Annotated in this window: 26 protein-coding genes; 25 read left to right on the forward strand and 1 reads right to left on the reverse strand. The window is 55.5% G+C overall.

Annotated elements, in window-relative coordinates; translation table 11 throughout:
• Nucleotides 1-56 precede the first annotated feature (56 nt).
• From cbiB to EL294_RS03440, 18 genes are all read left to right on the forward strand, one after another.
• Nucleotides 57-983, forward strand: coding sequence for an adenosylcobinamide-phosphate synthase CbiB (gene cbiB, locus EL294_RS03355; RefSeq protein WP_126465226.1), 927 nt, complete (start codon nt 57-59; stop codon nt 981-983).
• Nucleotides 980-1,738, forward strand: coding sequence for a sirohydrochlorin cobaltochelatase (locus tag EL294_RS03360; RefSeq protein WP_126465228.1), 759 nt, complete (start codon nt 980-982; stop codon nt 1,736-1,738). The genes cbiB and EL294_RS03360 overlap by 4 nt, the downstream gene beginning before the upstream one ends.
• The gene (locus EL294_RS03365) at nt 1,735-2,436 is read left to right on the forward strand and encodes an SAM-dependent methyltransferase (protein WP_126465230.1); all 702 of its coding nucleotides are present in this window, start codon (nt 1,735-1,737) and stop codon (nt 2,434-2,436) included. The genes EL294_RS03360 and EL294_RS03365 overlap by 4 nt, the downstream gene beginning before the upstream one ends.
• Nucleotides 2,382-3,437: a pyridoxal phosphate-dependent aminotransferase gene (locus tag EL294_RS03370; RefSeq protein WP_126465232.1), complete on the forward strand. Its 1,056-nt coding sequence runs from the start codon at nt 2,382-2,384 to the stop codon at nt 3,435-3,437. Before EL294_RS03365 ends, EL294_RS03370 begins: the two co-directional genes overlap by 55 nt.
• Entirely contained in the window at nt 3,430-4,050 is a 621-nt protein-coding gene (locus EL294_RS03375) for a precorrin-8X methylmutase (RefSeq protein WP_126465234.1), read from the forward strand. Before EL294_RS03370 ends, EL294_RS03375 begins: the two co-directional genes overlap by 8 nt.
• Nucleotides 4,047-5,096, forward strand: coding sequence for a cobalt-precorrin-5B (C(1))-methyltransferase CbiD (gene cbiD, locus EL294_RS03380; protein ID WP_126465236.1), 1,050 nt, complete (start codon nt 4,047-4,049; stop codon nt 5,094-5,096). Before EL294_RS03375 ends, cbiD begins: the two co-directional genes overlap by 4 nt.
• The gene (gene cbiE, locus EL294_RS03385; protein WP_126465239.1) at nt 5,097-5,708 is read left to right on the forward strand and encodes a precorrin-6y C5,15-methyltransferase (decarboxylating) subunit CbiE; all 612 of its coding nucleotides are present in this window, start codon (nt 5,097-5,099) and stop codon (nt 5,706-5,708) included.
• Entirely contained in the window at nt 5,686-6,231 is a 546-nt protein-coding gene (cbiT, locus tag EL294_RS03390; protein WP_126465240.1) for a precorrin-6Y C5,15-methyltransferase (decarboxylating) subunit CbiT, read from the forward strand. The genes cbiE and cbiT overlap by 23 nt, the downstream gene beginning before the upstream one ends.
• Nucleotides 6,228-6,980, forward strand: a complete 753-nt coding sequence (gene cobM / locus EL294_RS03395; protein WP_126465242.1) for a precorrin-4 C(11)-methyltransferase — start codon at nt 6,228-6,230, stop codon at nt 6,978-6,980. Before cbiT ends, cobM begins: the two co-directional genes overlap by 4 nt.
• Complete coding sequence (locus tag EL294_RS03400) at nt 6,977-7,951, forward strand: cobalt-precorrin 5A hydrolase (protein ID WP_126465243.1); 975 nt, start codon at nt 6,977-6,979, stop codon at nt 7,949-7,951. Before cobM ends, EL294_RS03400 begins: the two co-directional genes overlap by 4 nt.
• A complete protein-coding gene (gene cobJ, locus EL294_RS03405; RefSeq protein ID WP_126465245.1) occupies nt 7,948-8,676 on the forward strand; it encodes a precorrin-3B C(17)-methyltransferase in 729 nt (242 codons plus the stop codon). The genes EL294_RS03400 and cobJ overlap by 4 nt, the downstream gene beginning before the upstream one ends.
• Nucleotides 8,673-9,407, forward strand: coding sequence for a precorrin-6A reductase (cobK, locus tag EL294_RS03410; protein WP_126465247.1), 735 nt, complete (start codon nt 8,673-8,675; stop codon nt 9,405-9,407). The genes cobJ and cobK overlap by 4 nt, the downstream gene beginning before the upstream one ends.
• On the forward strand, nt 9,400-9,660 hold the full coding sequence (locus tag EL294_RS03415; protein WP_126465249.1) for a cysteine-rich small domain-containing protein: 261 nt from the start codon (nt 9,400-9,402) through the stop codon (nt 9,658-9,660). The genes cobK and EL294_RS03415 overlap by 8 nt, the downstream gene beginning before the upstream one ends.
• Nucleotides 9,647-10,723 (forward strand): nicotinate-nucleotide--dimethylbenzimidazole phosphoribosyltransferase, encoded by a 1,077-nt coding sequence (gene cobT / locus EL294_RS03420; protein WP_164715207.1) that lies wholly within the window; start codon nt 9,647-9,649, stop codon nt 10,721-10,723. Before EL294_RS03415 ends, cobT begins: the two co-directional genes overlap by 14 nt.
• Nucleotides 10,720-11,256, forward strand: coding sequence for a bifunctional adenosylcobinamide kinase/adenosylcobinamide-phosphate guanylyltransferase (cobU, locus tag EL294_RS03425; RefSeq protein WP_126465252.1), 537 nt, complete (start codon nt 10,720-10,722; stop codon nt 11,254-11,256). Before cobT ends, cobU begins: the two co-directional genes overlap by 4 nt.
• On the forward strand, nt 11,181-11,969 hold the full coding sequence (gene cobS, locus EL294_RS03430) for an adenosylcobinamide-GDP ribazoletransferase (protein ID WP_126465254.1): 789 nt from the start codon (nt 11,181-11,183) through the stop codon (nt 11,967-11,969). Before cobU ends, cobS begins: the two co-directional genes overlap by 76 nt.
• A complete protein-coding gene (locus EL294_RS03435) occupies nt 11,966-12,517 on the forward strand; it encodes a histidine phosphatase family protein (protein ID WP_126465256.1) in 552 nt (183 codons plus the stop codon). The genes cobS and EL294_RS03435 overlap by 4 nt, the downstream gene beginning before the upstream one ends.
• Nucleotides 12,518-12,603: 86 nt before the next feature.
• Nucleotides 12,604-13,590 carry an S-layer homology domain-containing protein gene (locus EL294_RS03440; RefSeq protein WP_126465258.1) on the forward strand — a complete coding sequence of 329 codons (987 nt, stop codon included), beginning with the start codon at nt 12,604-12,606 and terminating at the stop codon, nt 13,588-13,590.
• Between the two features lie 62 nt (nt 13,591-13,652).
• On the opposite strand, the gene glmS is transcribed toward EL294_RS03440, so the two are convergent.
• Nucleotides 13,653-15,473 (reverse strand): glutamine--fructose-6-phosphate transaminase (isomerizing), encoded by a 1,821-nt coding sequence (gene glmS / locus EL294_RS03445; RefSeq protein ID WP_126465260.1) that lies wholly within the window; start codon nt 15,471-15,473, stop codon nt 13,653-13,655.
• A gap of 351 nt (nt 15,474-15,824) precedes the next feature.
• Between glmS and EL294_RS08110 the strand changes: the two genes are divergently transcribed.
• From EL294_RS08110 to EL294_RS03480, 7 genes are all read left to right on the forward strand, one after another.
• Complete coding sequence (locus EL294_RS08110; RefSeq protein WP_269471183.1) at nt 15,825-16,574, forward strand: peptidylprolyl isomerase; 750 nt, start codon at nt 15,825-15,827, stop codon at nt 16,572-16,574.
• A 138-nt stretch (nt 16,575-16,712) separates the two neighbouring features.
• A complete protein-coding gene (locus EL294_RS03455; protein WP_126465262.1) occupies nt 16,713-18,053 on the forward strand; it encodes a GTP pyrophosphokinase in 1,341 nt (446 codons plus the stop codon).
• 18 nt (nt 18,054-18,071) lie between these two features.
• On the forward strand, nt 18,072-18,566 hold the full coding sequence (msrA, locus tag EL294_RS03460) for a peptide-methionine (S)-S-oxide reductase MsrA (protein ID WP_126465264.1): 495 nt from the start codon (nt 18,072-18,074) through the stop codon (nt 18,564-18,566).
• A gap of 45 nt (nt 18,567-18,611) precedes the next feature.
• Nucleotides 18,612-20,051 (forward strand): aminoacyl-histidine dipeptidase, encoded by a 1,440-nt coding sequence (locus EL294_RS03465; protein ID WP_232006506.1) that lies wholly within the window; start codon nt 18,612-18,614, stop codon nt 20,049-20,051.
• A gap of 4 nt (nt 20,052-20,055) precedes the next feature.
• Entirely contained in the window at nt 20,056-20,373 is a 318-nt protein-coding gene (locus EL294_RS03470; RefSeq protein ID WP_126465268.1) for a DUF1292 domain-containing protein, read from the forward strand.
• Complete coding sequence (gene mnmL / locus EL294_RS03475; protein WP_126465270.1) at nt 20,373-21,335, forward strand: tRNA modification radical SAM protein MnmL/YtqA; 963 nt, start codon at nt 20,373-20,375, stop codon at nt 21,333-21,335. The genes EL294_RS03470 and mnmL overlap by 1 nt, the downstream gene beginning before the upstream one ends.
• Nucleotides 21,310-21,735 (forward strand): hypothetical protein, encoded by a 426-nt coding sequence (locus EL294_RS03480; protein ID WP_126465272.1) that lies wholly within the window; start codon nt 21,310-21,312, stop codon nt 21,733-21,735. Before mnmL ends, EL294_RS03480 begins: the two co-directional genes overlap by 26 nt.
• The last annotated feature ends 81 nt before the right edge of the window (nt 21,736-21,816 follow it).

The raw sequence follows: 21,816 nt of genomic DNA on the forward strand, positions 1-21,816 counted from the left end.
AATGGATTGTAAGCGATGGGGGAGCATGGTACACTATACCAGTGAAAGGATAGTTTATGTATATTCTCATTGCTTTTCTACTAGATATAGTATTTGGCGATCCGGAAGGCATGGTGCACCCGGTGCGGGGGATGGGCCGATGGATTGAATTTGTATACAAAAAAATCACGGCATTGCCACAGGATCGACAGCGGACGGCGGGGATCGTCGCCGCGTTTGGATCCGTTTTCGGCGCTTTCTTTTTGGTACAAGTTCTCCTGCTGCTTCTGCCGGCACCGCTCGACGGCATCCTATCCGTCTACTTGCTGTATACCTCTTTGGCGGCAAAGAATCTCGCCGAGGAGGCGATGGCGGTGCATCGCGCCCTCGAGGAATCCCTCGAGGCGGCGCGCCGGCAGCTTTCTCGCATCGTAGGGCGCGAAACCGCCGCCCTCAAGCGCGAAGAAGTGATCTGTGCCGTCGTGGAGACGGTGTCGGAGAACACCTCGGACGGCGTGATCGCCCCGCTGCTCTATGCGTTTTTGTTCGGCCCGGCGGGGGCTGTGGCCTATAAGATGGCGAACACCCTGGATTCCATGGTGGGCTATAGGAACGAAACGTACCGCGACGCGGGCTACGGGGCGGCGAAGCTCGACGATATTCTGAACTGGATTCCGGCGCGCCTAACCGTAGCCGTGATGGCGATTTCCACCGGATCGGGTTTTGCCATGGTACGCGCCTTTAAGAGCGCAAAGCGCTACGGCCGCAACCATTTGAGTCCCAATGCCGGCTATCCCGAAAGCGCGGCGGCGGGTATTTTGGGGATCCGCCTGGGCGGCGGGCACTATTATTTCGGCGAGTACGTCGAAAAGCCCTATATCGGAGAAGCCGTGAGGACGCCGACGACAGATGACATCGTAAACGCCGTAGGACTTCTGTGGCGCTCGAGTCTATTGTTTATGTTGATAGGCCATGTTTTATATTGGATCGTGAGGGGAATATGAAGCAAGCACTGCTGATCGCATCCTTTGGCACTACCCATAGGGATGCGGAAGAATTGGATTTGAACCCGGTGATAGACGCCCTTCGGGACGCGCATCCCGACGCGGCGGTTCGCGCCGCGTTTACGTCTCGCATGGTGATTCGCGCCATCGAAAAGCAGACCGGTCGCAAGGTCGACAACGAACGGGAAGCGGCGGCGCGCCTCCGGAAAGAAGGTTTTTCGGAGGACGAGATTCGCATACAACCCCTGCACTTGATCGAAGGGGTGGAATACGAAAAGTTGACGCGAATTCATGATGAGATCCTCGTGGGCGAGGCGCTGTTTTCCAGGGAAGCGGATCTGTACGCGTTTGCGGAATATGCGACAAAGAGTTATACGACGCCGACCCTCTTTATCGGGCACGGAAGCGAGCACGAGGCCGATGCGATCTACCGGCGGCTCCACGAATGCATGGCGGAGGCCGGCGGTATGCACGGCGTCGCCACGGTGGAAGGCGAATTGGGCCGCGCGCACGCCTTACAGTGGCTGAAAAGCAGCGGCGCCGATTCGGTTCACTTGGTGCCCCTCCTTTTGGTGGCGGGGGATCACGCCAAGAACGATATTTTTGGCGACGACGATTCCTACAAGACCTTTTTGGAAGGGAAGGGGTATAGGGTTTCTTATAGAGAGCGAGGCTTGGGGTGCGACGCCTTTGTGCGGGAGATGTTCTTGAAAAAGTGCCGCGCGTTGATGGAAGACAAGGCGGGCGCGCGATGAAGCGGATCATCGGCGTGGGCGTCGGACCCGGCGCGCCCGATCTCTTGACGCTGCGAGCGCTTCGCCTGCTCCAAAAGGCGGATCACATCTATATCCCCGAAAACCGCGGCAAGTCGCGCGCCTATGAAGTCGTGCGAGAATTTGTCGACGACGAGAAGGTGGTCTTTTTGGAATTTCCCATGGGCGAGGCGATGGAAGCGCGGTATCGGGCGGCGATGGACCGCATTTTGGAGGAGACAAAGGACGGGGAGACGTCGCTGTTTTTAACATTGGGCGATGCCGCCGTCTACTCCACCTTCTTTAACGGCATGGCCGCCGCGGATATGGCCGATATGGCGGTGGAATCGGTCCCGGGAATCCCGGCCTTCTTGGCGGGAATCCACGGGATGGCGGCGTCTTTGGTGGAAACGGGCGAGTCCTTTCTACTGACCGATCACCTGCCCGATGCGCCCCTTACGGCGGACGCCGTCGCGGTACTAAAGACAACCGATCCCGCGTCCGTCTTCGAGCGACTGCGGCGTGAAGGGTACGCTCCCCTCTATATGGAAAATATCGAGGCAAAGGGCTGGAAGGCGACGGGGGATGCGGAAAAGCTCCCCGAACGTCGCTGCTATATGAGTCTAATTCTCGGGAGGAAGAGACCATGGAACACGGCGGAAATATCGAAACATATGGGCGCGGACATCCGGAGCTTCTGACGGATTTCAGCGCCAATATCAATCCCCTGGGGATCGATCCGCGCCTAGAGGCGGCGATGCATCGCGCGCTTTCGGCGGCGGATCGCTATCCGGATTTCACCTATCGCCGCTTACGGCGCGCGCTTTCGGAATACTTACACTGTGCGCCCGAGGCGGTGGTGGCGGGAAACGGCGCGATGGAGATTATCGCGGGCTCTATCGCCCTGTTTCCGAGGATATATCTGGCGACGCCGTGTTTTAACGAATACGCGCGGATTGCCAAAAGCCGCGGCATCGCCGTATATACCTTCGAAATGGCGCCGCCCTTTCGACTTTGTGTACCGGAATTTATCGAGAAGATGCCCGAAAATGCGCTGACGATCCTGACCGATCCCAACAATCCCACCGGATACACGCTATCGGATTCGGAGCGGGAGGCGATATACCGCGCGGTCGTAGAAAAAGGGGGCCACCTCTTACTCGACGAGACTTTTATGGAATTTGTGCGGCCTCCCTCTGAGGAATGCTCCTTTTACGACGAAAAGGACCGATTGATTACCGTGCGCGCGGCGACGAAGTTTTTCGCCTTACCCGGTATTCGCCTGGGCTACGGTATACTGCCCGCGGGCATTCGAAAGCGCTATCTCGCGCGGCAGCTCCCCTGGACGGTCAATGTGCTCGCAGAGGAAGCGGGGCTGTGGCTCAAGTCGCTGGACGCATATGGGGAGCGGACGCGGGCGTATGTGCAGAGAGAGCGCGAAAGATTGGCGACCTGTTTTCAAAAATCGAAGATTGCCGAGGCGTACCCTTCCGAAGCCAATTTTCTCTTGATTCGCCTCCAAGCACCGGTTGCGAAGCGTTGTTTTCAATTTTTTCTCGAGCGGCACATATTGCTCCGCATTTACCCGGCGGGGGGTGTGCTCGCCGATCGCTATATGCGGATTGCCGTCCGTACGGCGGAGGAGAATACGCGGTTTATGGCGGTTTGGCGCGAATTTGAAAGGAGTGTGGCGGATGTATGAAAAAAAACCCATGGCGATCGAAAATCGCTCCATGGATATCATCGACAGCTATTTGCGCGACGTGAATTTTTCGGCGGAGGAATTGCCCCTGGTGCGACGCATGATCCACACGACAGGAGATCCGGAGTATCGTAAGATTATCCGCATACGGAGCGATTTTTTTTCGGCGGCAAAAGAGGCCATCGCATCCGGCGCGAAGATCTATACCGATACGAATATGGTAAGAAGCGGCATCAACAAAAAGGCGCTGGCGAAAAGCGGCTGCACGCTGATTACCCCCATCGCCGAGGCGGAAGTGGCGGAAGAAGCCGAGGCGCGGGGCACCACCCGCAGCATCGTCGCTCTGGAAAAGGCGATCGAGCGCGGTGCGACGGCCTTTGTGTTCGGCAATGCGCCGACGGCACTTTTTCGCCTGCTCGAATGTATCGACGCGAAGCGGGTCGCGCCGAGTTTTGTGGTCGCCACCGTGGTCGGCTTTGTGGGGGCGGCCGAATCCAAAGCGGCGATAGCGGCATACGACGTGCCGCATTTGCGCACAGAAGGCACCAAGGGCGGCTCCAATGTGGCGGCGTCGGTGATCAACGGCCTCCTCTACGAAATGGGGTATCGATGAAAGACGTCATCGTCGACGGAAAACATATGCGGCCTGGCTATACCACCGGAAGCTGCGTGGTGGCGGCGGCCGCGGCGGCAATCCGCGCCATAGACGAAGACCGCGCCCAACACCGTATCGCCATCGACGTACCGGCGGGCATGCGCATAGAGATCCCGGTAAAAGAAGTGGCGCGCGATGGGACGAGTGCCACCTATTTGGTGATCAAAGACGCTGGAGACGATCCGGATGTCACCGACGGCATCGAGATTCTGTGTACCATACGGCGCGATCACACCGGAGATGTGCGTATTCGAAAGGGAACGGGGGTCGGCACCCTTACCAAGCCGGGCCTGTTCGGTGCGGTGGGAGAACTAGCGATCAATCCCGTGCCCAAAGGGGAGATTCTACGGCTTTTGGAAGACAACCGAAAAGACGGCATTTCCCTGCAGATCGACATCCCCCGGGGCGAGGAAGTGGCAAAAAAGACGTTCAATCCCAAACTCGGCATAACGGGCGGTCTCTCGATCCTCGGCACAACGGGGATCGTACGGCCCATGAGCAAGGACGCCTATATCGCCACCGTCGACATGGAATTACGGGCGCTTTCCGAAGAGGACGCACGTGCGGTGCTTCTCACCCCCGGAAATTACGGCGTGCAATACGCTGCTACGCATTTTCCCGATCTGCCGGCGGTGCAGGTGTCGAATTATTTCGGCGACGCGCTGGTTTTGGCGCGAGACTACGGATTTCGCGCGATCCAAATCCTCGGCCATGTGGGCAAGCTATCCAAGCTCTCCTTGGGCATATGGAACACCCACTCGGCGGTGAGCGACTGCCGCATGGAGGCCTTCGTCTATTATCTCGCGAAGATGGGGGCGAATGCGCGCCTGTTTGCGGCGGTGGAAGCGGAAACCACGGCGGACGGCGCTTATGCCATCTGCCGAAAGGCGGGCAATGGCGATATTTTGCAACATATGGAGGCGGGAATCGAAGCGCGGGTGCCACGGTTTCTGCAAGACGATGCAATCGCCGTATCGGCGAAGATTTACACAATGGAGGCATAAATGCTTACGATGATCGGTGCCGGTCCCGGCGACATTCGGTATCTGACCTTAGAGGCGGCGGAAGAAATTCGCCGCGCGCCTAGCCTGCTTGCCTTTCCCCGGGTGGCGGAATCAATCCGCGACCTGCGTAGGGATGTGGAGGCAGTGACCAGTGTGGACGAGATGCTGGCGCGCATTCGAGAGGCTGGGGATACGGATGTAGCCGTGCTCGTAAGTGGCGATGCACTGTTTTTCGGATTTGCCAAGACCCTACAGGCACGCGGCATTCGCCTGGACCGGATTCTTCCGGGCATCAGCAGCGTGCAGTACGCCTTCTCTAAGTTACAGATTCCGTGGGAAGGGGCGCGCTTTCTGTCGTTTCACGGTAGAGACGCAGACCTCGATGCCGTCGCGGGGTCGGGACCGGTGGCGATCCTTTTGGACCGTAAATACAGCGCAGAGCGGCTTTCCTTCGAACTCTATGCGCGCGGCGTGCGGGGAAAGATGACGGCGATCAGCCGAGCCTCGTATCCCGATGAGCGCATTGTGCGCGCATCGATCGGCGATGCGATGGCGGTGGATGCGGATTTGGCATTGGCGGTGATTGAAATTGAAGTGGACGGACGACGATAACTTTATGCGGGGGGCGGTGCCCATGACCAAGGCGGAAGTGCGCATACTTACCGTAGCGGCCCTCGAACTCGTGCCGGGGCAGCGATTTTTGGACATCGGCGCGGGCACCGGTTCCATATCGGTGGCTGCGGCGGCCTCCGGCTGTACGGTAGATGCCTGCGAATGCCACCCGGAGGCACTGGGCCTGATCGTAGAAAACGCGAAGGCCTTCGACGTGTCCATCGACATTCTGGCGGGGAAGGCGCCGGATGTGCTCTCCGAAACGGCATACGACCGCATTTTCATCGGCGGGAGCAAGGGACGTTTGGACGATATCCTGGGATACTGCCACGGGCATTTAACGAGCGGCGGCATCGTGTGCGGCAATTTCGTGACGCCCGCGAATGCGGTGCGTTTTCGGGAGTTTCTGAAAGCACGCGGCTATCTGTGGACGTTTCGGTATATCGCCGTATCCCGGGAGGACCGATTCGGCATGCTGCGCGCCGAAAACGGCGTATTTATGGTGAAAGGACAAAAACCATGATTTCATTTGTGGGGGCCGGACCCGGAGATCCGGATTTGATTACGATCAAGGGACGACAACGCATCGAATCGGCGGATGTGATTATCTATGCCGGAAGCCTCGTACACGAGGGGCATCTCGCCTACGCCAAATCCGACGCAGAGATCTTAAACAGCGCTTACATGGATTTAGACGAGGTGTTGGCGTGTATGGTCTCTCGCCACCGGGCGGGCAAATCCGTGGTGCGCCTTCACACCGGCGACCCCTCGGTGTACGGGGCCATTCGCGAACAGATGGATCCTCTCGCGGAAGCGAATATCCCCTACGAGGTGATTCCCGGCGTGAGCTCGTTTTCGGCGGCGGCCGCCGTCCTGAAGCGGGAATACACGCTCCCGGGCGTAAGCCAGACCGTGATCCTCACCCGCCGCGCCGGCCGCACCTCCGTGCCCGAAGGAGAATCCATAGAGGCGCTGGCGGCGCATAAGGCGTCGATGGCGATTTTTCTTTCCGCCGGACAGATTGAAAATGTAGCGCGGGAATTGGCGCAGTCCTACGCGGCCGAAACTCCCGTCGCCGTCGTATATCGGGCGAGCTGGGAGGACGAGCGGGTCGTTTGCTCGACGGTCGGGACGATCGCAAAGGATATGGAAGGCGCCGGCATTCGAAAGCATGCGCTGATCCTCGTCGGCGATTTCTTGGGCGACCGGTATGAGAATAGCAAGCTCTACGATCCCGGTTTTTCCACCGAATACAGAAAGGCCAAGCGGTGAAGGCGGTCCTCTGTTTTTCGCCGGGCGCGGCGCAACTGGCGAAAAAACATCTCGCCGATTTCGCGCCCTACGGAAAGGCGTTCGGCAATAGCCCCGATCGGAACAGTTTCGGCGCGCTGTTTCGGGCGGCGGAGGCGCTGGTGTTTATCGGCGCGGCGGGGATTGCCGTTCGCTATATCGCGCCGTGGCTTGCCGATAAGCGTACCGATCCCGCCGTCGTCGTCATCGATCCGGCGGGACGCTACGTCATTCCGATTCTAAGCGGGCATTTGGGCGGCGCCAACGCCCTGGCAAAGGAGCTGGCGGAGCGATTGAGCGCGGAGGCGGTGCTCACCACCGCATCGGATGTGCTCGGCTACGAAGCGCCGGATCTCTTTGCCCAAAAGCGAGGGTACGTGATCGACGATATGGCGGCCATGCGATGGATCGCGGCGCGCATGGTGGCGGGGGAGGCGATATATTGGTATTCCGAGCGAGATGCGGGGCCGCAGTATCCGCATTTGATCCGCGTTAGAACGCCCGAGGAGGCGGACCGGCCCGGGGGTGTGGTGGTCTCCGAACGCGATCTTTCCCCGGAACATGCTCTGAAACTCGTGCCGCGTTGCGTGCATCTCGGCGTGGGTTCCAAAAAGGGAACGACGGAGGCGGATTTGATGCGGCTATTAGAAAATACTTTAGACGTGCTCGGTTTGGATCGGCGGGCGATTCGCGCCGTGCATACTATAGATATAAAGCGAAAGGAGCCGTCCATCGTCGCCGTGTGCGAAGAATTGGGCGTTTCTTTGTATGGGTATAGCGCCGCGCAACTTTCGCAAAATGCGTGTCGATGTAGCGAAAGCGACTTCGTAAAAAGAACCGTCGGCGTCGGCAATGTGTCTTGCTCCGCCGCACTAATGGGTGGCAGTGAATTGTTGGCAGAAAAGATCGCGGAAAGAGGCTTTACCCTTTCCGTAACGAGGGAGGAAAAGTGAAAAAACTCTATGTAATCGGCATTGGCCCCGGCGGATCGGCGCTATTTACCGACCGCATGCGACAGGCGCTCGAGGAGAGCGAGGTGGTGGTGGGATATACGCCGTATCTGGGCTATATTCGCCACTTGATCGAGAACAAGACCTTGCTCTCCACCGGCATGAAGTCGGAGATCGAGCGCTGTAAAATGGCGGTGGAATCGGCGTCTTCCGGCCGCACCACCGCCATCGTCTCCACCGGCGATGCGGGGCTATATGGCATGGCGGGCCCCATTCTCGAGATCGCCGCGGAAACGGATATCGAGGTCGAAATCATACCGGGCGTCAGCGCAAATTTTGCCGCGGCGTCTCGGGTCGGCGCGCCGCTGATGCACGATACGGCGACGATCAGTCTGTCGGATTTGATGACACCTCTTTCCGTGATCGAAAAGCGGATTCGCTATGCCGCGGCCGCGGATTTTGTGATCAGCCTATACAATCCACGCTCCAAGGGGCGCGCGGGCTATTTGTCACACGCCTTTTCGATTATGAAAGAAGAAGGTTACGGCCCGGATCGCCCGGTGGCGGTGGTCAAAAACGCCTGGCGAGAGGGCGAAGAAATTCACATCAGTACGATGGATGCGGTGGATATCGAATCGGTGGATATGAACACCATAGTGATTGTTGGAAACTGTCGTACGTATATTGAGGGCGGAAAGATGATCACACCGCGGGGGTATGATCTATGAAGGTCTGGATCCTGGGCGGCACCGCCGATGCCTCGCGATTTGTGCGCAAGACCAAAAACCGCGATCTCGTCGTCACCGTCGCGACGGAGGAAGGGACGGAGTTTTTGCCCGCGGACATTGATGTGCGCGTGGGCCGGCTTTCCGAAGCGGATATGTGCCGGTTCATTGCCGATGCGCAGATCGAGGCGGTGCTGGATTTCACCCATCCTTTTGCCAAAGTGGCCACCCACACGGCGAAACGGGCGGCAGCGGCGGCGGGGATTTCGTACTATCGCTATGTGCGGCCTCGCGTGGACGGATTCGGCGATATGCGCTTTTCGTCCTATGCGGACTGTGCCCGGGCGCTAAAGGAAATGACGGGAACGGTTTTTTTTACCACCGGCTCCAACGAGGCGGCGCGCTTTCAGGCGGTGCGCGGAGAAAATCGATTCGTCTATCGCATTATCCCGTCGGAAGAAAGCCTGCATAAACTCAAGGCCTGCGGCGTCGAAACGGCGGATATCGTCGCGATGTTGGGGCCCTTTGACTACGAGATGAACGTCGCTTTGTTTCGCCACTATCGCCCCGCGTATCTGGTGACAAAAAACAGCGGCGAGGGCTCGGGATTTTGCGATAAAATGCGTGCGGCTGCGGATTGCGGCATGCGGACTTTGGTGATCGAGACCGAAGTGGAAAGCGGATACGATTTTGAAGAGATGCTAAAGATTGCAGAGGGGGATAGGCGTGGATAATTCGTATCGATTTTTTACCAATACAGACTGTCAATATTTTCCCTGCCATAGGCTTGAAGGACCGTTTAACTGTTTGTTTTGTTATTGCCCGCTGTATTTAATGGGCGAAGACTGCGGTGGCCGATTCGTCTACACGAACGGCGTGAAGGACTGCTCGGGGTGTACGATTCCCCACGTGCCGAAGTGCTACGACTATATCAACGAAAAATTACGCGAAGAGATCGCGAGGAGGCGAGACGGTGGAACTCGATAAATACATACAAGGCATATCCGAAACGGATGTCGATTTTGAAAACAGCGGCCGCGCACACTGGGACAGCCGTACCCATCCGGTGGGTTCTTTGGGCGCGTTGGAAGAATATTCCATTCGACTGGCGGGCATACAGCGGCGGAAGATCCCCCGCATTCGAAAAAAATCGATCCTCGTGATGTGTGCCGACAACGGGGTGGTAAAAGAAGACGTGAGCTCCTCGCCACCGGTCTTTACGCAGCTATTGGCCAATGCCATGGCGCGCGGAGAAACCGGCGTCTGCGCCTTGGCGAAGCACAACGGGGCGAAGGTCGTCGTGATCGACGTGGGTATGGAAAAAGGCATCGAGCGCGAGGCCGGTATTTGCGACGCGTCGGTGCGCGCGGGGACCGGCAATATCGCCACAGAAGACGCCATGACGAGAGAAGAAGCGGTGCAGGCGATTGGCGTCGGCATCCGCTATGCCGAGGCGGAGATCGAGGACGGGGCCGACATCCTCGGTACCGGCGAGTTGGGGATCGGAAACACTACTACCGCGTCGGCACTCTTATATATTTTAAGCGGCGAGGCACCCGAGGCGTGTGTCGGCTACGGCGCGGGGATTACCGACGCGCAGTGGCAGAAAAAAGTGCGGGCGGTGTGCCGGGCGAAGGCGCGTCTCGACGGATGCGAAGATGCGATCGACATCCTCGCCAAATCCGGCGGGTTGGATATCGCGGCACTCGCGGGCGTCTTTCTCGCCGGCGCCTACCACCGCGTGCCTGTCGTCTGCGACGGCCTGATTTCGGGGGTCGCCGCCTATCTCGCGATCCAAATGGAGCCTTTGGCGAAGGGCTATATCTTTCCGTCGCATAGGAGCGCGGAGCTCGCCGCATCGGTGCTCTACCGCGTCCTGGATATTACGCCGCCCCTCGATCTGCATATGCGCCTGGGCGAGGGGAGCGGCTGTCCGCTCTTTTTCTCGCTTTTGGAATCCGCCATAGCCTGTATGGAGTCTATGGGGTCCTTCGAAGCCAATCAGATCGACCCGGCGGTATTGGTGAGCCTTCGAAAGGATACGCCGTGATCGCGCTGGTGACCGGCGGCGCGCGGAGCGGAAAAAGTCGCTTTGCCGAAGAGAAATGCCGCGCCTACGACCGGGTATTGTATATCGCCACCGCAGAGATCACCGACGAGGAGATGCGCAGGCGGGTGGAAGAACACAGAAAGCGGCGCCCCGAGAACTGGGATACGGCGGAGTCGCTTCCCGATCCCGCTGAAATCCGAAACTACGACGCCGTCCTACTGGACTGCGTGACGCTCTTGCTCTCCCGCGAACTCTATCTCGTCTCGCAGGAGGTCGACGAAGGAGACGTGGAAATGGAGACGACGCGCCGCGTGATCGCCCGACTCGAAGGGTGGATTGATGCCGCGCGGGCGGCGGGGACCGATCTGTACTGTGTGAGCAATGAGGTGGGAATGGGTATCGTACCAATGGATCCCGTTTCCCGTGCCTTCAGGGATTGTCAGGGGAGGGTAAATCAATGGATCGCGAAACAAAGCGACGCCGTATACTGGCTCGTATCGGGGATTGCGGTTGCGATCAAATGCGCGGACTGATCCTCGCCATACAGTTTCTGACGCGCATACCGATTCCCGTCGAAGTGCCCTTTACGGCACAATCGGCGGGTCGGAGTCTGTTCTGGTTCCCTTGGATCTCCTACGGAATCGGCGCGCTGGTGGGCTTGATGCAACAAGCGTTCTATTACAAAAATCCGCAGATCGCCGCCTTTCTGGCGCTCCTCGCCTGGGTGGCCCTCTCGGGCGGCATGCATCTGGAAGGGCTTATGGATACGGCGGACGGATTTTTGGCGAATCGGGATCCCGAGTCGACCCGAAAGATTATGAAAGACGCCCATATCGGCAGCTTCGGCGCCGTCGCCTTGGTCTTGCTCCTCGGCGGAAAGTACGCCGCCCTTTCCGGGGTATTGTTTACGCCTCACATCTTGGGTCTGATCGCCGCGGTGGCGCGCATGGGGATGTTGACGGGCATGGTGTGGTTTCCGGCGGCGCGTCCCAAAGGGTTGGGCCATTTCTTTCGCCGGCATGCAAATCGAGGCGTATATTTTGTGCAGTGGACGCTATTGGCGGCTCTCTTGATCGCGACCGAAGGCGTACGATTCCTGTACTTTCCCCTGATCGGCATCGCCATCGCCTGTGCGATTTCCCGTTGGAGCCGAAAAAAGATCGGGGGACTCACCGGCGACGTCTACGGCGCGCTGATGGAAGTCTGCGAGTGCGGCCTAGTCCTCGTCTACGGTCTTATGCGATGACGAAGACCATCTATCTGATGCGCCACGGGCGCACCCGCGCCAATCTCGAAAAATACTACGGTTCTGCCGAAGAACCGCTTTTGTTCGAACCGGCGGCATTTTCCGAGGCAAAGGCCGTCGTCGCGCAGATCGATCCTGTGGGCATCGCAGCGAGTCCGTATCTGCGCGCAATGCAGACCGCCGCGATCGTAAAGCCCGATACGATCGCGAGGATCGACGAAGAGCCGTTGCTCCGGGAGGTCTCTATGGGCGTATTGGAAGGGCGCCGTTTTTCCGATGCCTATGACCAATACGGCGCCGCCCTCGACCCCTGGATCGACGACCCTTTCTCCAATGCACCGCCGAGGGGAGAGAGCCTAAAAGACGCAATGGTGCGCGCCGAAGCGTTTTTGCAAGCGGCAGAAGAAGGCCATTTGTACGTAAGCCACGACGGCATTATCCGCTTGATTCTCTGCGCGGTGGCCGGAGATATTCGGCGATTTTTCGACATATCCGTTCAAAATCTACAGATCGTTCCCTTGGATTGCAATGAGATTTCTAAAAGGTGACAATTCCGTTACAAATCTCCGGCGGATCTTTTTCTTTGTGTTCCGATTTGCTATAGTCTCTTGTGGCATAGAAAGGATGCATACCATTGAAAAATACATTTCAGAAACTATTGGTTCTGCTTCTGGTATTCGGCGCAGTGTTCTCTTCGAGCACGGCTTTCGCCGCAGAAGTAGAAAAGCCGCAATACGTTTCGTTGCGGCTCGAAAAAGACGAAAGCGGAAATTACAATCGCTTCACCATGTCCTGGCAGAATCCGGCGTGGGTAAAGGAAATTCTGGCGAAGGGAGAAACCGTACAGTTTGAGATCGACGGTAAGGTCGATTACGAACCCTGGTCCTCCAAATCGGGGATTGTCTATCGGGGAGAGATCAGCGCGGCCACGGCCGACGGCGTAAGCATCAGCATTCCCCCCGAGGCCTTCGCCCATCTAAAAGACGTCAAGGTGACCCGCAAGCTCTATAGCTTCCGCGTGCGCTACGCAAAAGGCGACTTGCGCAGCGAATACAGCAATGCGGTGGCGGTCGGCTATCGTCCGAGCTTCTCCAACTCCAGCCAATGGTCCATGGAAGAGCTTTCCGCCGCCGGGGAACACGGATTTATTCCCCCCGCCGTCCGTTCGGACATGAAACGCGACATTACCCGGGAAGAATTTACCGAGGTAATCGTGCGGGTGTACGAAAAGGCAAACCGCGTACACTTGGTGGCGGGAGATAGCCCTTACGTCGACACGAAGAACCCCTCTGTGATCGTCGCCACCCGCTTGGGCCTGGTACAGGGCGTAGGCTATAAGCACTTCGATCCCGAAGCCAAGATCAATCGGCAGGAAATGGCGACCATTTTGGCGCGGTTCTTGCATACCTTCGACATCGAAGCCGATAAGAGCAATACCAAGACATACGCCGATCACGAAAAAATTCGCGATTTTGCCGTAGAGCCGGTGTATACGCTGCAAAGCATCGGTTTGATGGAAGGCTACGAAGACGGCACCTTCCGTCCCCGCACCAGTGCGAGCCGCGAACAGGGCGTCGTCCTGGGCGAGCGATTCTATAATTTCGTCACGACAAAACAATGAGCACGCAAAAACGGTACGAACCCATTTCGGTTCGTACCGTTTTTTTGTGTGTCGATACGGATTTATTCGACGGTGACGGATTTTGCCAAGTTCCTCGGCTTGTCCACGTCGTTGCCCAACAGAACGCTGACCTTATAGGCGAGGATCTGTTGCGGCAGTACCGCGAGTATGGGCGCATAGAGATCCGAGATCGAGGGGATGCGCACGGTGGCATCGGCGACCTCGTCGATCATGCCGGCGACTTCGTCGGTGATGACGATGGTATAGGCGCCCCGCGCCTTCACTTCCTTGATGTTCGAAATGCTCTTTTCCACCAATTCGGATTGGGTAATCAGGGTAACCACCGGCAGATTTTCTTCGATAAGGGCGATGCTTCCGTGTTTCAGCTCGCCCGCCGGCATGGATTGCGCGTGGATATAGGAGATCTCTTTGAGTTTCAGAGCCCCTTCCTTGGCGCTCAAATAGTCGATGCCGCGGCCGAGATAGAAGACCGCATCGTGCTTGGCGAGGCGCTTTGCGATGTCGTCCAGCGCGTCGGTATCTTGCAAGAATGTCTCGATTTGCGCGGGTACTTCGCTGAGTTCTTCGATGGCGAGCTTGACGGCGTCACGGTCGTAGGTGCCGAGTTTATGGCCGAAGTCCAAAGCCAACAGATACAAGCTCAAGAGCTGGGTGGAATAGGCCTTCGTACTGGCGACGGAGATTTCTGGACCCGCGTCGCAGTAGATGACCTTGTCGCTTTCGCGGTCCACGCTCGAGCCCACCACATTGGTGACGGAGAGGACTTTGGCGCCCCGGAGTTTTGCCTCGCGGAGCACCGCCAGGGTGTCGCCGGTTTCGCCGGATTGGCTTACGACGATCAAGAGACTCTTTTCGTTCAAGAACGGCATGTCGTAGCGGAATTCCGAGGCGATCTGTGCCGTGATTTCTTGTTGTAAGGCGTCCTCCAATGCGCGTTTTCCGACTTGGCAGGCGTGAAAAGCGGTGCCGCAGGCGGACATATAGATATGGTCGAAGGACTCGATCTCTTCTTTGGTAAAGGATTGTTCGCCCAGGTCGATAAATCCGTCGGTCACCTTGCGGCGCAGGCAGTCTTCCAGCGCCTTGGGCTGTTCGTGGATTTCCTTCATCATATAGTGCTCGAAGCCTTCCTTGCCGGCACTTTCGGGGCTCCACTCGACGGTGGTGATTTCTTTTGTGACGGGCTGTCCGTCCTTAAAGATTTCGTATCGGCCGTCTTGGATCACGACCAGTTCGTCGTTTTCCAAGTAGATGACATCGCGCGTGTAGTCCAAGAGCGCGGGTACATCCGATGCGGCAAAGACGCCGTCCTCTGCGATACCCAGGATCAGGGGCGATTCGCGTCGCGTGACGACGAGTTTGTCGGGGTCCTCGGGCGAGAGCACCGCGAGACTGAAGGTGCCGCGGAGCGCTTTGACAGCTTCTGCCACGGCCTCTTCCAAATTGCCGTCGAGTTTGGATTCGATCAGATTCGCGACGACCTCCGTATCCGTATCGGAATAGAAGGTATAGCCGGCCTCTAAAAGGCTATTTTTCAGGCTTTGGTAGTTTTCGATAATGCCGTTGTGTACCACCGCCACGCGTTGATAGGTGCTGATATGGGGGTGGGCATTTTCTTCGCTGGGCACCCCGTGGGTCGCCCAACGGGTATGTCCGATGCCCGTCGTACCGCCGAGGGGTTCTGCTTCGAGCTTCTCTTCGAGTGCCTCGAGTCGCCCTGCCGCCTTGGCGATGCGCAGCTTTTTGTCTTCGATGACGGCGATCCCCGCGCTGTCGTATCCGCGGTATTCTAATTTTTCCAATCCGTTGATAATGCGTTCCTGTGCATTTTTCGAGCCGTTAAAGGCCACGATTCCACACATATTTTCCTCCTAAAATTCAGGGAGCTGCTGTGTCGATTTTGTGCGCGAATTGCTCCGCGTTTTGTACGACACTGAGGTTGCAGACCTATGAAGCATCCGCCGATAACTCGATCACTTCATTCCTCGTCCACCCGAAGGGTGCTGGCGCTGTAATTTGTTCTCCCTTTTATTTTATATCGGACCTTTTCCGATATAATGTGAACTATTATACCATAGGGCGATACGAGTTGAAAATATCCGACTTCTTGACTGCGTTTTCTCCAATTGATATGATTACAAAGTATGAAATCTGCGGCGATACACCCGAGCATTTCTAAGCATATACCGCGAATGAGTAAACAGGAGGAAAAAATGACCGAAGAAAATAAAGTACTGGCGAGCATCGACAATGTAGATATCCACGAATCCGATGTCGACGCCTATCTACAAAGTATGAATCCCCAAATGGCAATCCAATTTCAAGGGGAAGAGGGAAAGAAACACATTCTCGACGAATTGATCCGCCAAGAGCTCTTATTAAAAGATGCCCTGGATACGAAAATGGACGAAGAAGAAGAATTTCAAAAGGTATTGGCAGACACCAAGAAATCTCTGTTAAAGTCCTATAACTTCTCCAAGACCATCGAAGGGGCACAGATCGACGAAGCCGAAGCCATCGACTTCTACGAGAAGAACAAGCAGTTCTTCAAACAGCCCGCCTCCGTTCGCGCGTCCCATATCCTCGTCGAAGGAGAAGACGAGGCCAAAGAAATCGCAGAAGCGATCAAAGGCGGCGCGGATTTCGAGGAACTTGCCAAAGAAAAATCCATCTGCCCGTCGAAAGAGCGTGGCGGAGATCTGGGCAGCTTCGGCCGCGGTCAAATGGTGCCGGAATTCGACGAAAAGGTGTTCTCGATGAAAGATGGAGAGATTTCCGAACCCGTCAAGACCCAATTCGGTTACCACATTATTAAGCGCGTCGAGGGCAACGAAGAACAAGAGCGCAGTTTCGACGATGCCCGCGACGATATTCGCATGGAATTGATGCGCAGAAAACAACAAGAACTGTATTTGAACAAGGTCAATGCCCTGGAAAAGAAATACAATGTCGTTCGCAAGTAATCGCGACAAAGACTCGAAGGATTTTTCTTCGGGTCTTTTTGTTTTGTCTAAGGCGGCGAGGGAAAAGGAGCGAAAAGCGCGATAGGACATCGTTTGCAGGGACGGTTTGTGATATAATACTCCCGTCAGGAGGAAATTATGGATTTAGATTTATTTTCATATATAGACGCCGCCACCGGCCTGTTGGAAGCCAATTGCGAACATATGGGAGATTTGGCCGGGGAGTTGGAGCGTTTTTTTGTTGCGGAATTCGGAGAAATAGACAGTTTTCTGAGTATTAATTCGCGGCTGAAATCGCCGCAATCCCTGCAGGAAAAGATCATCCGCAACAATCTCTATCTCGAATACGAAGACGCGGAAGAGATGTATCGAAATATTCAAGACATCATCGGGATCCGCATCGAATGCCGATTCACAGAGGATGAAATCGATCTCTACTACGCCATTCGTTCCGCATTTTATATGGCGAACGGGGACGGCTATTACCGCACGCCGGAAAACGCGCGTATTTTTTTGGATCTGGATACGCCACAGCCGATGGTCCAAAAAAACGGATTCGGGATTTATAAATTGGACGGCTATATTGTAGACGGCACACATCCGGTAAAGTTCGAGCTGCAGATCAAGTCTTTGGTCAATGTATTTTGGGGAGAGATCGACCACAAAGTCCTCTACAAAAATTTTAATTATATGCTGACCGAAAACTTCTTCCACGATATTATGCACTCGATTAAAGACAATTTGTCGATGATCGACCGTCAGCTGCGAATCCTCTACCAGCACGTCAACGAGATGGATTCTTCGGCGGAGCTGAGCAATCGCATGCAGGTAAAAAGCCTTCTGTCGAAGATCATCCACGATATTTTCGTCGGCAAGATTCACAGGGATTTGGGCTTTGTCATCGACTTTAACGAGACGTCGGATATTCTGGTCGAATACCTTTATTTTAAGTGTAAGGTGTTGATGAACTACGATTACGGCGAAAACTTCATCCGCCTGCTCAACCGCATCAATCGACTCGCCGAAGAGGAGTTTCGCATCGGCGAAGCACTGGTGTTCGACAGAGTGCCGGTGTTCGATACGCCCTTTACCGAAAAAGTAGGCGGTGCGGTATACGAGATCGTCAACAAAGAATTTGGATGGAATTTGTTTTTTAAGATCATCTCCGAAGTTGAGCAAAGCGACCCGCGTACGGATTTCGAAGGATTTTTCCGCTATATGGAGCATTTCATTCAGGAACGCATTCGCAAAGAGATCGACCCGAGCGATGTATCGGCGGAAGAATTCGACGAGATCGAGGCCTTTATACTGGATTGTTTTGCGAGAAATTTCGTCAAAGACCCTTCCATGAATTACGTATTGATGCAGTGTTTTCGGTTTGCACCCCATTCTTTGACGCAGGTATTTCGCAATATCGAAGATTACGATCACTTCCTCCAGGATAAAAAGAGAATAGAACGCACATTGTTATCACAGTGAGTAGAAATGGAGGGGCGTATGAAACGCATAGTCTTGGCCGGCGGTTGCTTTTGGGGCGTGGAGGAGTATTTTCAAAGGACCCCGGGCGTGATAGACACCGAGGTGGGCTATGTCAATTCGAACATTCCCGATCCCAGCTACGAAGAGGTCTGTGCCGGAAAGAGCAAGGCGGCGGAAGGGGTACGGATCGACTACGACGAAAGCGTGCTTTCCACCGAGGCGCTATTGGATCACTTTTACGAGATCATAGATCCCTTCAGCTATCATCGCCAGGGCATGGACATCGGCCGGCAGTATCGAACCGGGATCTATTATCCGAAGGGTGACGACGAGCTGGCATCGCTCTACAAGGCGGACAGAGACAGAAGGCAGGCGGCATGGGAGCGGACGATTCGCGTAGAAATCGAGCCCTTGGAGAACTTTTATAAGGCGGAGGAATACCACCAGCGGTATCTTCAGAAAAATCCCGGCGGCTATTGCCATGTCCCGCTCCCGGAGAATCGCCAAAAGTGATGACGAAGCGGGGGTTTTCGTGTAATATAAAGGGGAGGTGATATTGTGATAAAAGGTTTACAGGGAAACTTCCCGGTTTTACAAAATTTTGCCACCATCACGGACATTCCGCGGTGCAGCAAAGAAGAAGGACAGATTCGCGACTTTCTCGTCCGCTGGGCAAAAGAGCGCGGTCTCGAATTCATGGTCGATGAGATTCAAAATGTCATCGTGAAAAAGCCCGCCTCTCTAGGCTACGAGGACGAACCGACCGTGATCTTACAGGGCCATATGGATATGGTCTGTGAGGCAAAAAAAGGACATGTCCACGATTTTTGCAAAGATCCCATCGAGGCGAAGGTAGACGGCGATTTTATCGTCGCCGAAAATACGACCTTGGGCGCCGACAACGGGATTGCCGTGGCGATGATGATGGCAGTGCTCGAGGGCGACTTCGAGCATCCGGCTCTGGAGTGTCTGTTCACCGTCGATGAAGAGACCGGAATGACCGGGGCCATCAACGTGGATGGGTCGCTCCTTTCGGGAAGAACCCTGATCAATCTGGACTCCGAGGACGAAGGCGTAATCACCGTAGGTTGCGCCGGTGGTCTGGTCAACAATATTGCAATTCGAAAAGCGTATAAAGAATCGGATTCGGACGCCTTTTTAGAGGTCGCCTTCGGCGGATTTGTCGGCGGCCACTCCGGACAGGATATCGACGACGAACGCGGAAACCCCATCCTGCAACTGGCACGCGTGTTAAAAGAGGCGGCTGATATGGTGGACTTCGACCTGGCAGATTTTTCCGGCGGTTCCAAACCCAATGCCATCCCGCGAGATGCGGAGGCGATCGTCGCGGTTAAGGCCGCCGACAAAGACGCGTTGATCGAGGCGCTCCATACAAATGCGGACATCGTCGCTTCGGAATTTAAGGCGACCGATCCCGACATTCACCTGGAAATTTCGGATGCCGAACCGAAAAAAGTGCTCTCCGATGCCGTAAAAGACGGCATTTTAGGGTATCTCTTAACTGCCCCCAACGGCGTCAACACATTTAGCAAAAAGATCGATGGCATGGTAGAATCCTCTACCAATATCGGCGTGGCGAAAAACGACGACGAACGCATCGTATTCACCTCGCAAATTCGAAGCGATGTGGAGACGAAGATTCGAGAAATTGCGCTGAAAAACCGCACGGCCGGTGAAATGGCGGGCGCCGAATACGAGGAACTCTCGGCGTATCCCGCATGGGAATATGCCGAAACATCGTCCCTACGCGAAAAGGCGAAGGAACTCTGGAAATCGATGTACGGGGAAGAACCCGTCGTAGAAACGATCCACGCCGGGCTGGAATGCGGCCTTTTGCAAGATGCCATCGGCAAGATGGACATGATCTCCGTCGGTCCGGATATGTCCGGCGTGCATGCCCCGGGAGAGAAACTTTCGATCTCGTCTACGGAGCGGTTTTATGAATATTTACTGGCTCTATTGAAACTGAAAGGATAAGAACATGGCACACGATCACAATCACGATCACCAACACGAAGGGGAAGAGCTCGACGTAATCACCCTTACCCTCGAAGACGACAGCGAGTTGGACTGCGCCGTCATCGGGGTGTTTGAATTCGAGGACAAAGAATATATCGCATTGATGCCGCTCGACGGCGATGAGATCGACGAAGACGCATCCGTATTGATCTACGAATACGACGAAATCGACGAAAACGAGATGGAACTGGTCTTTATCGAAGAGGAAGATCGATTCAACAAGGTCGCCGAAGAGTTTGAACGCCTGTTTGCCGAAGACGTGGAAGAGCAAGGTGTATAATCGTAGATACGCGTAAAAAAGAGCCGTACCGGAGTTTCAGCGCCTATACCCGAGACGTCTTCAAAAAGAAGGTCTATAAGGTGCCCATCCACCTCAAGGGATCTTGTCCCAATCGGGATGGCACCAAGGGCACAGGCGGCTGTATCTTTTGCGGCGAAGAGGGCGGAAGTTTTGAGTGGATCGGCGGCAGCATTCAGGATCAGTTCGAAGAGAACAAAGAGCGGATGCGAAAGAGATACCGTGCGGAAGGCTTTATCGCCTACTTTCAAAACTTTACGGGCACCTATCTGCCCCTCGAACAATTTCGCGCCAATCTAGAGGCGGTGCCGAAAGAGGATTTGGCGGGTGTGTCGATCTCTACGCGGCCGGACTGCGTGGACGATGCGTACCTCGCCTGTGCAAAGTCGGTATTTCCCCATACGCCGGTGACCTTCGAATTGGGGCTGCAGAGCGCAAATCCCCGGTCTTTGGAAATCCTAAATCGGGGCCATACGGTGCAGGACTTTATCGATGCGGCCCAAAGAATCAAGGCGGCGGACATCCGCCTTTCGGTGCATATGATTTTGGACTTGCCCTTCGACGGGCGCGACGACATCGTTCGCGGCGCCGAACTGATGAACGCGGTGGCAGCCGATGAGGTAAAAATCCACAATCTCTACGTGCCGAAGGGGACGAAGTTGGCAGAGATGTATCAAGACGGCAGTTTTGTACCGGTTCCCATGGAAGAGTTTATCGAGAGGTGTATCTTGTTTTTGGAACATCTCGACCCCGATATCGTCATCGGTAGGCTGTTGGGCCGTGCACCGGAAAAAGACGTGCTCTTCGCAAATTGGAACCGCAGTTGGTATTATATACGCGACGAAATCGTGCGTAGAATGGAAGTAAGCAATAGGGTGCAGGGATCGAAGTTCTCTGCGGAACAGAAAGGACGAGAACATGATTCAATATATTTTGGGCGCTAAAGGAGCCGGCAAGACCAAATGGCTGATCGACCACGCCAACGAAGATCTACACGGCGGAAATGGCAACATCGCCTTTGTAGAGGTCGACGACGATCACATTTTCAGCCTCGACTACAATGTGCGCCTGATCAACGCCACCGAATACGGTTTGGAAAACCTCGATCAATTCTACGGTTTTCTCTGCGGCATGCTCGCCATGGATTACGACTTGGAAAAGATCTACGTAGACGGCATCTACAAGGTTCTCGACTTGTCCGTAGAAGACCTAGAAACCTTGCGCGAACGCCTGGAGGCATTGGACATCGAAAATCGAGAGATCTATATCAATGTCGATTATGTCGAATCCGAGATTCCCGACGCGTTAAAGGAATATGCACAGGAAGTATCGCTAGAGGCGTAAGCGCTTAGGCAGGGGGACGGTATGGGAAACCAAAAGAAATTTATTCGCATTGTAGCCATCGTGCTCTGCGTAGGGATGTTG

The sequence above is a fragment of the Aedoeadaptatus ivorii genome, from assembly GCF_900638585.1.
Classification (GTDB): domain Bacteria; phylum Bacillota; class Clostridia; order Tissierellales; family Peptoniphilaceae; genus Aedoeadaptatus; species Aedoeadaptatus ivorii.

Excerpts from the sequence above, each read along its gene's own strand:
- cbiB (WP_126465226.1), top strand. The coding sequence starts at position 57 with ATGTATATTCTCATTGCTTTTCTACTAGATATAGTATTTGGCGATCCG.
- EL294_RS03360 (WP_126465228.1), top strand. The coding sequence starts at position 980 with ATGAAGCAAGCACTGCTGATCGCATCCTTTGGCACTACCCATAGGGAT.
- EL294_RS03365 (WP_126465230.1), top strand. The coding sequence starts at position 1,735 with ATGAAGCGGATCATCGGCGTGGGCGTCGGACCCGGCGCGCCCGATCTC.
- EL294_RS03370 (WP_126465232.1), top strand. The coding sequence starts at position 2,382 with ATGGAACACGGCGGAAATATCGAAACATATGGGCGCGGACATCCGGAG.
- EL294_RS03375 (WP_126465234.1), top strand. The coding sequence starts at position 3,430 with ATGTATGAAAAAAAACCCATGGCGATCGAAAATCGCTCCATGGATATC.
- cbiD (WP_126465236.1), top strand. The coding sequence starts at position 4,047 with ATGAAAGACGTCATCGTCGACGGAAAACATATGCGGCCTGGCTATACC.
- cbiE (WP_126465239.1), top strand. The coding sequence starts at position 5,097 with ATGCTTACGATGATCGGTGCCGGTCCCGGCGACATTCGGTATCTGACC.
- cobM (WP_126465242.1), top strand. The coding sequence starts at position 6,228 with ATGATTTCATTTGTGGGGGCCGGACCCGGAGATCCGGATTTGATTACG.
- cobK (WP_126465247.1), top strand. The coding sequence starts at position 8,673 with ATGAAGGTCTGGATCCTGGGCGGCACCGCCGATGCCTCGCGATTTGTG.
- cobS (WP_126465254.1), top strand. The coding sequence starts at position 11,181 with ATGGATCGCGAAACAAAGCGACGCCGTATACTGGCTCGTATCGGGGAT.
- EL294_RS03435 (WP_126465256.1), top strand. The coding sequence starts at position 11,966 with ATGACGAAGACCATCTATCTGATGCGCCACGGGCGCACCCGCGCCAAT.
- glmS (WP_126465260.1), bottom strand. The coding sequence starts at position 15,473 with ATGTGTGGAATCGTGGCCTTTAACGGCTCGAAAAATGCACAGGAACGC.
- EL294_RS08110 (WP_269471183.1), top strand. The coding sequence starts at position 15,825 with ATGACCGAAGAAAATAAAGTACTGGCGAGCATCGACAATGTAGATATC.
- EL294_RS03455 (WP_126465262.1), top strand. The coding sequence starts at position 16,713 with ATGGATTTAGATTTATTTTCATATATAGACGCCGCCACCGGCCTGTTG.
- msrA (WP_126465264.1), top strand. The coding sequence starts at position 18,072 with ATGAAACGCATAGTCTTGGCCGGCGGTTGCTTTTGGGGCGTGGAGGAG.
- EL294_RS03470 (WP_126465268.1), top strand. The coding sequence starts at position 20,056 with ATGGCACACGATCACAATCACGATCACCAACACGAAGGGGAAGAGCTC.
- EL294_RS03480 (WP_126465272.1), top strand. The coding sequence starts at position 21,310 with ATGATTCAATATATTTTGGGCGCTAAAGGAGCCGGCAAGACCAAATGG.